The sequence below is a fragment of the Streptomyces cinnamoneus genome, assembly GCF_002939475.1.
GTDB classification, from domain to species: domain Bacteria; phylum Actinomycetota; class Actinomycetes; order Streptomycetales; family Streptomycetaceae; genus Streptomyces; species Streptomyces cinnamoneus_A.
This window is the reverse complement of sequence record NZ_PKFQ01000001.1, coordinates 2,051,603-2,063,094: the sequence shown is the minus strand read 5'-3', so window position 1 is coordinate 2,063,094 and position 11,492 is coordinate 2,051,603. Positions and strand designations below refer to the sequence as shown.

The following is an 11,492-nucleotide window of genomic DNA, read 5'->3' as shown; positions in this document are numbered from 1 at the left end:
CGCCGCGTCGGCCGTGACGCACCCCTCACCGGGCTCGACCGACGCGGCTCTTCCCCGGCCCGCGCCGCACTGCTGAGATGGGCAGCGTGTTCACCTCATTCACCTCAAGCCCCACTAGGAGATATGGAAGATGACCGTCACCGCACGTCGTGCCGCGCTGACCGCGCTGGCCACGGCGACTGCCCTCGGTGCCGCCGCGCTGACCGTTCCCGCGCACGCGGCCGTGGCCGGGGCGCAGACCGACGGGCCGCCGTCCGGCGCCGCGCTGAAGGACGCCACCTTGGAATGGGGGGTCTCCAAGGCGTTCCGTGAGTACGTGGCCGGCGTCGGACAGGGCAGGATCGAGGCCGGGGACGGTGTGCGGCAGGCCGACGGCAACGGCGCCCTGACGTTCCCCGGCGGCACCGGCGCGCCCGCCGCCGCGTACCCGGCCACGACCACGTTCAAGGGCAGCGTGCGCTTCCTCGCGCGCCCCGTGGACGCCGGGAAGTGGCAGTTCGACCTCACGTTCACCGACGTGAAGTTCGTGGCCGACCCCAAGGGCGGCACGGCCGGCAGCATCACCGCCGACGTCACCACCGCGGACGGCAGGCTCCAGGACGACGTGGCCCTCGCCTCGGTCGACCTCGCGGGGCTCACCCCGAAGCCCGGCGAGGGCGGCGCGCGCGTCTACGCCGGCATACCCGCGAAGCTGACCGGCAAGGGCGCGGAAGTCCTGTCGTACGACGGCACGCCCCTGCGGCAGGGGGCCGAGATCGATCCGGTCACCCTCGCCCTGCCAGCGGCGCCGAACGGACAGCAGCAGCGGCCGGCCGACCCCGCGCACCCCGAGGGCAGCGCCGGCGACCCGTCGAAGGGCGGCGCCACCCGGCCCACGGGAGGTGTCACCCAGCCCACGGGCACCACGCCCCAGCCGGCAGGCGGCACCACGCAGCCCACGGGCGACACCACGCAGCAGAAGAACAACGGCACGCCGACGGGCACGACCGCCTCGGGCAAGGTCTACGACGGCCGCCTGGACTGGGGCCTCCTGAAGTCCTTCCGCGACTACGTCACCGGCCCCGCCAAGGGCAAGGCCGAACTCTCCGGCGACGCCGTGAAGTCCGGCGACGGCTACCGCTTCACCAAGGGCACCGGCACGTACGACGCGGCCAGGCCCTCGCTCTCCGACGTCACCTTCAGCGGCCAGCTGCTCTTCACCGGCCGGGACGGCGAGCTGGACCTGCGCTTCGGCAACTTCAAGGTGCAGGCGGCGGGCGTCAGCGGCAAGATCACCGCGGACGTCGCCACCAAGAACAAGGCCACCGGCACCACCACGAAGGTTCAGGACATGCCGCTCGCGGAGCTGGCACTGGGCACGGCCGACGCCCTGAAGGCGAAGGACGGCCTCGTGTCCCTCTCGGCCGTTCCGGCGACGCTGACCAAGGAGGGCGCGGAGCTGCTCACCCAGCAGGGGAAGGCGTCCTACAAGGAGAAGGCGGCTCTCGACCCGGTGTCCCTCGCCCTCACCGTGGACGAGAAGGTCAAGCTGCCCGACGGCTCGGGCACCTCCGGCACCGGCACGACCACCACCACGACGACCAGCACGGACACCGGCGGCAGCGCGGACACCGGTACGGGCACCACCGGTCCGGCCTCCGGCACCGGCTCGGGCGGCGACGCCACCCTCGCGGCGACGGGCGCCACCACGCCCACCGGCCCGCTCCTGGGCACCGCGGCGGCCCTCATGGCGGCGGGCGGCACCGCGGTCTACGGCGCCCGCCGGCGCCGCGCCCGCGACTGACCCCCTCCCCGCGACCCCCGCGCCCGCCGGTACGGCTCACCGGCGGGCGCGGGCCTGTCCGCCGTCCGTCAGGCGCTGAGCGGGAACTGCCGCCCCAGTTCGTGGAAGACCGCGGTGTTCAGCGCGAAGGCGCGCCTGCACTCCTCGACCACCCGCTGCTTCTCCAGCTCGTCCACCGGCAGCGCGTCCAGCAGTGCCCGGTACTCGCGCTTGAAGGCTGCGGGGTTGCCGATCCGCTCGAAGACGTAGAAGCGCACGCCGTCGCCCTTGCGGGCGAAGCCCCAGGTCCTCTCCGCGGTGCCCCGGATGATCTGACCGCCGGAGAGGTCGCCGAGGTAGCGGGTGTAGTGGTGGGCGACGTAGCCGGCGGGCCAGGTGCGGGCGCACTCCGCGATCCGGGCCGCGTAGGTCGCGGTCGCGGGCAGCGGCTCCAGGCCCGCGTCCCAGCGGGGGCCGCCGAGGTGGGCCAGGTCGCGCGCGAGCTGGGGGGTGCGCGCCAGCTCGGGGCGTATGAAGGGGCCGGCGACGGGGTCGGCGGCCAGGGCCCCGGAGGCCGACTCCAAGGCGCGGTAGACGAACCAGAGCTGCTCGGTGTAGCGGCGGTAGGCCGCCACACCCAGTCGCCCGCCGAGCATGTCGCTCATGAACGACGAGTTCTCGGCCTCCGCGTGCTGCTCGTGGGAGGCCGTGCGGATCAGCGTGGAGAACGGAGCCGGGGCGGACGCGTCCAAGGAGGACCTCCGGAAGCCGGGGGGACGGGAAAGCCTCATCCTCTCCACTTAGGTTCACCTAAGTCAATCGCTTCCCGACTGGACGTCGGTAAAAAGACCCTAGCGCCCGTCCCCGCGCCCCGCAGGGCCTACGGGAGCGTGAGGATCTCCGCGCCCGTGTCCGTCACGACCAGCGTGTGTTCGAACTGCGCCGTCCGCTTGCGGTCCTTCGTCACGACCGTCCAGCCGTCCTCCCACATGTCGTAGTCGTGGGTGCCCAGCGTGAGCATCGGCTCGATCGTGAACGTCATGCCCGGCTCGATGAGCGTGTCGTGGTACGGGCTGTCGTAGTGCGGGACGATCAGGCCGGAGTGGAAGGAGGAGTTGATGCCGTGGCCGGTGAAGTCGCGGACGACGCCGTAGCCGAAGCGCTTGGCGTACGACTCGATGACCCGCCCGATGACGTTGACCCGGCGGCCGGGCTTGACCGCCTTGATGGCCCGGTTCAGCGCCTCGCGCGTCCGCTCCACCAGCAGGCGCGACTCCTCGTCCACCTCGCCGCAGAGGTAGGTGGCGTTGTTGTCGCCGTGCACCCCGCCGATGTAGGCCGTCACGTCGAGGTTCACGATGTCGCCGTCGCGCAGCACGGTCGAGTCCGGGATGCCGTGGCAGATGACCTCGTTGACCGAGGCGCACAGCGACTTGGGGAAGCCGCGGTAGCCGAGCGTCGAGGGGTAGGCGCCGTGGTCGCACATGTACTCGTGCGCGACGCGGTCCAGCTCGTCCGTCGTCACGCCCGGGGCGATGTGCTTGGCGGCCTCCGCCATGGCGCGGGCGGCGATGCCGCCCGCGATCCGCATCCGCTCGATCGTTTCGGCGTCCTGCACCTCGGGCCCGTCGTACGGGGTGGGCGCGGGCTTGCCGACGTACTCGGGGCGCGCGATGGAGGAGGGGACGGGGCGGGCGGGGGAGAGGGTCCCCGGAACAAGAAGCGACTGGCCAGACATGTCAGCGAGTGTAGTCAGGGCCCATCGGGGAGCATGTGGGCGAGAGCACGGCGTGAGGAGACGGTGATGGCACTGTTCAAGAGGCGCCCGGCCGGCAGGGCCGGCGAGTGGTACTACTGCCTCAAGCACGGCACGGTCGAGGAGGGGCCGGAATGCCGGGCCGCCGACCGCATGGGGCCCTACGGGACCCGTGAGGAGGCGGCCCACGCGATGGAGACGGCGCGTGAGCGCGACGAGGAGTGGCGCAACGATCCGCGCTGGCGCGACGAGGGCGAGGGCGGCAAGACCGCCGACTGAGGCGGTCCGGCGCCGCCGGGCGCCTCGGTGGGGGTCCGCCCACCGCGAGGTGCCCGGCGGCGCCGGACCGGCCGGGAGGAGGATGCCCCCCAAGCCGACTCGGCCAGTTCCGCTAAGCCGCCTCGGTCACCTCCGCGGCCTTCCGTTCCCGCATCCGCACCGCGTGCTCGTCCGTGCGCTGGTCGTACGCCATCAGCTTCGGCAGCGACACCGCCAGCAGGCCCACCGAGGCCACGCAGGCCAGGCCGCCCGCCCACACCGACGTGCGGACGTTCGTCAGCGAGGCCATGCCGCCGGCGCGGACCTGGCCCAGCTGCGGGCCCACCGAGTACGACAGCATCTCGATGCCGGCCAGGCGGCCGCGCAGCTCGTCGGGGATCGTCTGGTCCCAGATCGCCGAACGGAAGAGGCCGCTCACCGTGTCGCAGGCGCCGGCCGCGGCCAGGAACAGCAGCACCAGCCAGAGGTTGTGCAGCCAGCCCGCCACGGCCATGGCCAGGCCCCAGCCCAGCGCGGCGCCGGCCACCATCCGGCCGTGGCGGTGGACCCGTGCGATCCAGCCGCTGGTCAGCGTCACCGCCAGCGAGCCGACCGCCCCGGCGCCGTAGAGCAGGCCCAGCGCCCAGGGCGCGCCCAGGTCGTCGGCCAGGAACGGGAAGATCGCGGTGGGGTAGGCGAAGAACATCGCCGCCAGGTCCACGGCGTACGTCCCCAGCAACTCCTTGCGGCTCCACGCGTAGCGGGCGCCGTCCAGGATGCCGCGCAGCGACGGCTTCTCGGCGTCCTTCGAGGCGGGGGAGGGGGCGAGGCCCACCACCAAGGCCAGGGACAGCGCGTACGAGACGATGTCCAGGAGATACGCCAGCGGCAGCCCCGCGAAGGCGATGACCACGCCGGCCAGGGACGGGCCGATGATGGCGCCCGCCTGCCAGCGCAGGGAGTTCAGCGCGATGGCGGCGGGCAGCTGCTCATGCGGCACGATGCGGGGCACGATGGCGTGCAGCGCCGGGCGCTGGAGCCCCGTCAACGCGCTGACCAGGGCGGCGACCAAGTACAGCGGCCAGACCATCGGGTGCGGGAGCAGGGTGTTGAGCAGCAGCAGGCCGCTCAGGACGCCCAGTCCCGCCTCGGTCCACAGGATCAGCTTGCGGCGGTCGAGGGCGTCGGCGAGGGCGCCGCCGTAGAGACCGAAGACGATCAGAGGGACGAGCTCGACCGCGCCGATCGCACCGACCGCCAGCGCCGAACCCGTCAGCTCCTTGAGCTGCAAGGGCACGGCGACGAAGGTCAGGAAGCTGCCGAAGACCGTGACGAAGCCCGCGAGCCACATCCGGCGGAAGTCGGGCGAGGAACGCCACGGGGACAGGTCCGGGAGCAGGGCTTTGAGGCGGCGGACGGGGCCGGGGGAAGGGGGATGGGGCTCGGTCACGGGGAAACATGGTCCGCTGCGGGGGTGCGGTGGGGCAAACGAATATCGGGGCGCCGGGCCCGCCGGCCGCCCCTCACCAGCGCTGCGGCGGCGGTGCCGTCAGCTGGTCCGCGAGCCGGGACAGCCGGTCGCGGAAGCGGCGGCCGCGCGGGGACGGCAGGCCGTTCTCCCCGGCCGCGGCGCTGACGAGGTGCTGCACGGTGTCGAGGTCGAGCGCCGCGGAGTCCGGCACGCTGAGCGCGTCGTGGGCGAGCGCGAGCATCTCCGCGTGCGCGGTGGTGTCCCCGGGGCCGGGCCCCGGCGCGTCCCTGGCCGGGGCGCCCTCCAGGGCGAGGACGGTCGCCCCGCCGCGCCGGGCGTCGTGCACCCGCTCCAGCAGCCCCTCGCCGGGCCGCCCCGCGGCCACGACCAGCAGCGTCTCCCCCCGCCGCGCCGCCTCCAGCCGGCCGAGCCCCACCGACAGGTGCGCCGGGGCGCCGGCCGGCACCCGGTGACGCACCAGCGTGGGGGTCAGCTCGGGCAGGCCGGCCCAGGCGGCCTCGTCCTCCAGGTGCGCGGCCAGGTGCCAGGGCTCGTACTCCCTGGTGCCCACCAGCAGCAGCCCCCCGCCGTGCGCCCCGACGGAGGCCCGCAGCGTCCCCGCGAAGCGTCGGGTGGCCTGCAGCCACTCCGTTCCGGCGAGCATGTCTCGCAGCGTTGCGACCCGTACGGCGTCCATGCGCCGGATCCTGCCCCAACGGCCGCGTGCGAACGTGCAGTTGCACCCCTTCTCACCCGTTCGGGCCCGGGGCCCCGGCGTGCTGGCCGCACCGGCCCGCCGGTGGGGAAACGGGCGTGACAGTATCGCTGTCATGACTACTTCTGAAGAGCCGAAGAAGGCCCCCGCGAAGGACCCTTGGGACCTTCCCGACGTTTCCGGTCTGGTGGTCGGCGTCCTCGGTGGCACGGGCGACCAGGGCCGGGGCCTGGCCTACCGGCTGGCCAAGGCCGGCCAGCGGGTGATCATCGGCTCGCGGGCCGCCGGGCGCGCGCAGGCCGCGGCCGACGAGCTGGGCCTGGGCGTCGAGGGCGCCGACAACGCCGAGTGCGCCCGGCGCAGCGACATCGTGATCGTCGCCGTGCCGTGGGACGGCCACGCCGAGACCCTCCGGTCGCTGCGCGAGGAGCTCGCCGGCAAGCTCGTCGTCGACTGCGTCAACCCGCTCGGCTTCGACAAGCAGGGCGCCTACGCGCTGAAACCGGAGGAGGGCAGCGCCGCCGAGCAGGCCGCCGCCCTGCTGCCCGGCTCGCGCGTCACCGCCGCCTTCCACCACCTGTCGGCCGTGCTGCTCTCCGACCCGGAGATCGCCGAGATCGACACCGACGTGATGGTGCTGGGCGAGAAGCGGGCCGACACCGACGTCGTGCAGGCCCTGGCCGGCCGCATCCCCGGCATGCGCGGCGTCTTCGCGGGCCGGCTGCGCAACGCCCACCAGGTGGAGTCGATGGTCGCCAACCTGATCTCCATGAACCGGCGCTACAAGGCGCACGCGGGTCTGCGCGTCACCGACGTGTAGCCCCGGCGGGGGCATGGGGGACAATGACCGGGATCGTACGCACATGCGCCCCCGGACACCGGACAGGAGCCGCTCCCATGCCCCGCCTCGCCCTCTATGCCCTCGCCGTCTGCGCCCTCTCGCTCGCGGCGGCCGTCGTCTCCTTCGCGCGGGGCAGCTGGCTCGGCGTCGTCTGGATCCTGCTGCTCGGCGTCTCGTCCAACATCGCCTGGTACTACGTGCGCAAGGCGAAGAACGACAAGGCCGCCGAGGAGGGCCTCCGTCTCGGCTAGCCGAAGTCGACCGTGTGCAGCGGCGGTATCTCGGGCGTGCCCTGCCAGAAGCGGAACAGCTCCTGGCCCCAGTAGGTGTCCCACTCCGTCACGCCGAGGGTCCGCAGCACCGCGTCGATCATGTCGAAGAAGGCGTGGTTGACCTCGGGGATCCACAGGAAGCCGAAGACCGCCAGCAGGCCGAACGGCGCGAACGGCTCCACCTGGCGCCGCACCTTGTACGACAGCCAGGGCTGGATGACGCCGAAGCCGTCCAGGCCCGGCACGGGCAGGAAGTTGAGGATCACCGCGGTCACGTGCAGCTGGATCATGAAGGCGAGGGCGTAGCGGACGTTGTCCGGTGCCCCGTCCAGCGCCCCCAGCAGGAAGGGGAGGCCGACGGCGAGGGCGAAGACGGCGTCCATCAGCGGGCCGGCCGCCGAGACCAGGCTCTGCTTCCAGCGGCTGCGGATGCGGTGCTGCTCGATGAAGACCGCGCCGCCCGGCAGGCCGATGCCGCCCATGACGACGAAGACCACCGGCAGCACGATGCTGAGTACGGCGTGGGTGTAGAGGAGGGGGTTGAGGGTCAGATAGCCCTTGGCCCCGACGGATATGTCACCGCCGTGCAGGGCGGTGCGGGCGTGGGAGTACTCGTGCAGGCACAGCGACACGATCCAGCCCGAGAGGATGAACAGGAACACGGCGAAGCCGGGGCTCGCCGAGAAGCCGGTCCACACCGCCCACAGGGAGACCGCCATGATGGCGACGAGGGCGAGGAAGACGGGGCTCACGCGCCGTTCGCCACGGGTCGCGGTGGATGCCATTTCTGAGTGCTCCTGGGTGTCTACGGGGCTGCCGGGACGATCCCGGGCGTACGAACGTACCGGGCGACGGTACTTCGTCGGCGCACCGGCCTCGCGGCGGGAGGTAGCGGGGCCGGGTCCGGGCCGGGGGAGAATGGGCCCGTGCGCTACGGCATCCTCGGCACCACCCAGGCATTCTCCGACGACGGCTCGCCCTTGGCTGTCGGCGGGGTCCGGCTGCGCGCGCTGCTGGCGGCGCTCGCCCTGCACCCCGGGCGGGTCCGCGGCGCGGACGCGCTGATCGACGACGTATGGGACGGCGAGCCGCCCGCCGACGCGACGGGCGCGCTGCAGGCGCTGGTCGGCCGGCTGCGGCGGGCCCTCGGCCATGAGACGGTGGCCTCCGAGGCGGGCGGCTACCGGCTGTGCGCCGAGCCGGACGACGTCGACCTCCACCGTTTCGAACGGCTCGCGGGCGAGGGCGAACGGGCGCTCGCCGACGGTGACGCGGAGAAGGCCGCCGTCCTCCTCGACGACGCGCTCGCCCTCTGGCGCGGCCGCCCGCTGGCGGACCTCCCCGGCGGGGCCTTCCACGCCGTCCGCCACGAGGCCCGCCACCTCGCCGCCCGCCGCGCCCGGCTGGCCGCCTCCGTGGCCCTCGGCCAGGCCGCCCGCTCCCTCCCCGAACTGGCCGAGCTCAGCGAGGCCCACCCCCTCGACGAGCCCCTCCAGGCCCTGCACCTGCGGGCCCTGCGCGACTCGGGCCGCCCGGCCGAGGCGCTCGCCGCGTACGGGCGGGTCCGCGCGGTGATAGCCGGCCGCCTCGGCACCGAGCCGGGACCGGAACTGCGGGCCCTCCACGCGGAACTGCTCAACCCGGAGCCGGCGGGCGCCCCGGCCGGCCCCGGAAGGGACACCGCGGCACCGTCCGCCCCGCGGCCCGGCGCGGACGCGCCGCGGGACACCGGCGCGGAGCCCGCGGCGGGACCGACCGCCGCCCGGGCGGGCGGCGCGGACACGGCCGCCGCCCAGGCCCCCGCCTCCTCGGCGGCGCCGGCTGCCGCCCCGCCGCGCGGCAACCTCCGGGCCCGGCTCACCTCCTTCGTGGGGCGCGAGGACGACCTCGCGCGCATCCGCGCCGACCTCGCGGGGCACCGGCTCGTGACGCTGCTCGGCCCCGGCGGCGCCGGCAAGACGCGGCTGTCGCAGGAGGCCGCGGAGAGCGCGGCGACGGCCGGGGGGCACTGGCCGGACGGCGTGTGGCTCGCCGAGCTCGCCCCCGTCGACGACCCCCAGAACGTGCCCGAGGCCGTACTCACCGCCCTGGGCGCGCGCGAGACCGTCGTGCGGGCGACCGCCGCGGAAGGGCTGCGCGCGGCGGGCGACGTCGCCGGCGCCGACCCGCTGACACGCCTGGCCGAGCACTGCGCACCGCGCCGCATGCTGCTCGTCCTCGACAACTGCGAGCACGTGATCGACGCCGCCGCCCGCCTGGCCGAGACGCTCCTGGCGGGCTGCCCCGGCGTCACCGTGCTCGCCACGAGCCGTGAACCGCTCGCGGTGCCCGGCGAGTTGGTGCGTCCCGTGGAGCCGCTGCCCGACCCCGTCGCGCTGCGTCTGCTCGCCGACCGGGGCGCGGCCGCCCGGCCCGGCTTCCGCGTGGACGACGACCCCGAAGCCTGCGCCGAGATCTGCCGCCGGCTGGACGGCCTGCCGCTGGCCATCGAGCTGGCCGCGGCCCGCCTGCGGCTGCTCACGCCGCGGGGCCTCGCCGACCGCCTCGACGACCGCTTCCGGCTGCTGACCTCCGGCAGCCGCACCGTCCTGCCGCGCCAGCAGACCCTGCGGGCGGTCGTCGACTGGTCGTGGGACCTGCTCGACGCGTCCGAACGCGCCGTCCTGCGCCGGCTGTCCGTCTTCTCCGGCGGCTGCGACCTGGCCGCCGCCGAGGACGTCTGCGCGGACGGAGCGGACGGGGCCGGCGACGTCGGGTCGTGGGACGTCGCCGCGCTGCTCGGCTCCCTGGTCGACAAGTCGCTCGTGGTCGCCGCCCCCGCCGGCGACGGGCAGATGCGCTACCGCCTGCTGGAGACCGTCGGCGAGTACGCCGGGGAACAGCTGGACGCCGCCGGCGAGCGGGCCGCGGTCGAACGCCGCCACCTGGTGGCCTACCGGGAACTGGCCCGTACCGCCGATCCGCTGCTGCGCGGCCCCGAGCAGCGCGTGTGGCTGGACCGGCTGGAGCTGGAGCACGACAACCTCCGCTCCGCCCTGCGCCGCGCCGTCGCGGCCGGCGACGAGCAGGAGGTCCTGTGCCTGGTGCTGTCGCTGAACTGGTTCTGGCAGCTGCGCGACCACGTGCCCGACGGCCGGGCCTGGTCGAAGGCCGCCGCGGCGCTCGGCCCCGACCCCTTCGCGGAGCCCGTCGTCCCGGCCCCGCCGCTGCTCGGCGCGTGCACGGACACGCCCCCGCCGATGACCCCGGAGGTCCTGGAGGAGGCACGGCGCCAGGTGCGCCTGGTGATGCTCTCCCACCTGGAGTCCGACATGCGGATGGTCGAGAGCCCCGAGATGCAGCGCATGCTGCACGGCATCGTCACCGCCTACGGGGACGGGCAGCCGCAGAACTGCCGGGTCCCCGGAATGATGTGGTTCTACGCGCGTATGCTGACGGCCGCCCTCGACGAGCTGCACAGGGCCGTCGACATGGCCGTGGAGCGCTGCCGCCGGCTCGGCTACACCTGGGAGCTGGCCAACGCGCTCCAGCTGCGCGCCAAGCTGCTCAACGACAGTCTGGACCGGGCGGACCAGGGGATCCTGGACGCCGACGAGAGCCTGGAGATCTTCCGCCGGCTCGGCGACTCGTGGGGTGTGGCCGAGGCGCTCTCCGGCCGTGCCGAGGCACGGGAGAAGCGGGGGCAGTTCGCCAGCGCCGCCGAGGACTACCGGGAGGCCATCGAACGGGTCCGCGAGCTGGGCTCCAACGGCCAGGTGCCGTTGCTGCGGTCCCGCCTGGTCGAGGTGCTCCAGGAGAGCGGGGAGATCGACCTTGCCGAGGCCGAGCGCATGCTCCGCGAGGCGCTCGCCGACGCCGAACGGCTGCCCCCCGACGCCGCCATCTTCCCCCGCCTCCAACTCGGCGTCTGCCTGGGCCGGTCCGGCGACCTCCGTCAGGCGAGAGAGATCTTCGAGGGGCTCCTCGACGACTTCGCGGGCCGGGCCATCGCCCTCTTCGACGGCTTGATGAACGGGCTCGGCGCCTGGGTGGACGTCCTGGAGGGGCGGCCGCAGGAGGCCCTGCCGAAGATCCGCGTCGCCCTGGAAATGGGCCGGCACCCCGTCTCCCTGATGGTGGCGCCGCAGATGGTGGCGGCCCAGCTGCTCCAGGGCGCCCATGCCTACGCCGTGCTGAGCTGCGACGGAGCCGGGGACGGGCGGGGCGCGGAGCACGCGCGGACCGCCGCCGTGCTGCTCGGCGCCTACGCGGCGCTGCGCCCGGCCGGCTTCCACGCCAGCACTCTGGAGCGGGAGGTCCGCGAGCAGGCGGAGACCCGGGCCCGGGCGCTGCTCGGCCGGGGGGACTTCGAGCAGGCGTGCGCCGAGGGCGCCCGCCTCTCCCTCGTGGAGGCGAGCGCCCTCGTCTGACGCGAGGC

Annotated in this window: 10 protein-coding genes; 5 read left to right on the top strand and 5 right to left on the bottom strand. The window is 74.4% G+C overall.

Translation table 11 applies throughout. From position 1 onward, the window contains the following. The first annotated feature begins 130 nt into the window (after positions 1–130). A complete protein-coding gene (locus CYQ11_RS08590; RefSeq protein WP_099200758.1) occupies positions 131–1,783 on the top strand; it encodes an HtaA domain-containing protein in 1,653 nt (550 codons plus the stop codon). Between the two features lie 68 nt (positions 1,784–1,851). Here the strand turns inward: CYQ11_RS08590 and CYQ11_RS08585 are convergent, their stop codons facing one another. Further along, positions 1,852–2,553: a biliverdin-producing heme oxygenase gene (locus CYQ11_RS08585; RefSeq protein ID WP_181143615.1), complete on the bottom strand. Its 702-nt coding sequence runs from the start codon at positions 2,551–2,553 to the stop codon at positions 1,852–1,854. An 89-nt stretch (positions 2,554–2,642) separates the two neighbouring features. Continuing rightward, entirely contained in the window at positions 2,643–3,500 is an 858-nt protein-coding gene (gene map, locus CYQ11_RS08580; RefSeq protein WP_099200760.1) for a type I methionyl aminopeptidase, read from the bottom strand. A 66-nt stretch (positions 3,501–3,566) separates the two neighbouring features. Between map and CYQ11_RS08575 the strand changes: the two genes are divergently transcribed. Then, positions 3,567–3,797: a hypothetical protein gene (locus CYQ11_RS08575; protein ID WP_099200761.1), complete on the top strand. Its 231-nt coding sequence runs from the start codon at positions 3,567–3,569 to the stop codon at positions 3,795–3,797. Positions 3,798–3,909: 112 nt separating this feature from the next. On the opposite strand, the gene CYQ11_RS08570 is transcribed toward CYQ11_RS08575, so the two are convergent. Next, positions 3,910–5,226, bottom strand: a complete 1,317-nt coding sequence (locus CYQ11_RS08570; RefSeq protein ID WP_099200762.1) for an MFS transporter — start codon at positions 5,224–5,226, stop codon at positions 3,910–3,912. A gap of 73 nt (positions 5,227–5,299) precedes the next feature. Continuing rightward, positions 5,300–5,944, bottom strand: a complete 645-nt coding sequence (locus CYQ11_RS08565; RefSeq protein WP_099200763.1) for a hypothetical protein — start codon at positions 5,942–5,944, stop codon at positions 5,300–5,302. 133 nt (positions 5,945–6,077) lie between these two features. Between CYQ11_RS08565 and npdG the strand changes: the two genes are divergently transcribed. Then, positions 6,078–6,782, top strand: coding sequence for an NADPH-dependent F420 reductase (npdG, locus tag CYQ11_RS08560; protein ID WP_099200764.1), 705 nt, complete (start codon positions 6,078–6,080; stop codon positions 6,780–6,782). Positions 6,783–6,859: 77 nt separating this feature from the next. Continuing rightward, positions 6,860–7,054 carry a hypothetical protein gene (locus CYQ11_RS08555; protein ID WP_099200765.1) on the top strand — a complete coding sequence of 65 codons (195 nt, stop codon included), beginning with the start codon at positions 6,860–6,862 and terminating at the stop codon, positions 7,052–7,054. Here the strand turns inward: CYQ11_RS08555 and CYQ11_RS08550 are convergent. Then, positions 7,051–7,860: a site-2 protease family protein gene (locus CYQ11_RS08550; RefSeq protein ID WP_099200766.1), complete on the bottom strand. Its 810-nt coding sequence runs from the start codon at positions 7,858–7,860 to the stop codon at positions 7,051–7,053. The genes CYQ11_RS08555 and CYQ11_RS08550 overlap by 4 nt on opposite strands. A 141-nt stretch (positions 7,861–8,001) precedes the next feature. Here CYQ11_RS08550 and CYQ11_RS08545 point away from each other — a divergent pair, with 141 nt between their 5' ends. After that, positions 8,002–11,484: an AfsR/SARP family transcriptional regulator gene (locus tag CYQ11_RS08545; RefSeq protein WP_099200767.1), complete on the top strand. Its 3,483-nt coding sequence runs from the start codon at positions 8,002–8,004 to the stop codon at positions 11,482–11,484. Positions 11,485–11,492: the final 8 nt, after the last annotated feature.

Bases quoted from the DNA above. Each gene is read 5' to 3' on its own strand.
- CYQ11_RS08590 (WP_099200758.1), top strand. From the start codon at position 131: ATGACCGTCACCGCACGTCGTGCCGCGCTGACCGCGCTGGCCACGGCG.
- CYQ11_RS08585 (WP_181143615.1), bottom strand. From the start codon at position 2,553: ATGAGGCTTTCCCGTCCCCCCGGCTTCCGGAGGTCCTCCTTGGACGCG.
- map (WP_099200760.1), bottom strand. From the start codon at position 3,500: ATGTCTGGCCAGTCGCTTCTTGTTCCGGGGACCCTCTCCCCCGCCCGC.
- CYQ11_RS08575 (WP_099200761.1), top strand. From the start codon at position 3,567: ATGGCACTGTTCAAGAGGCGCCCGGCCGGCAGGGCCGGCGAGTGGTAC.
- CYQ11_RS08565 (WP_099200763.1), bottom strand. From the start codon at position 5,944: ATGGACGCCGTACGGGTCGCAACGCTGCGAGACATGCTCGCCGGAACG.
- npdG (WP_099200764.1), top strand. From the start codon at position 6,078: ATGACTACTTCTGAAGAGCCGAAGAAGGCCCCCGCGAAGGACCCTTGG.
- CYQ11_RS08555 (WP_099200765.1), top strand. From the start codon at position 6,860: ATGCCCCGCCTCGCCCTCTATGCCCTCGCCGTCTGCGCCCTCTCGCTC.
- CYQ11_RS08550 (WP_099200766.1), bottom strand. From the start codon at position 7,860: ATGGCATCCACCGCGACCCGTGGCGAACGGCGCGTGAGCCCCGTCTTC.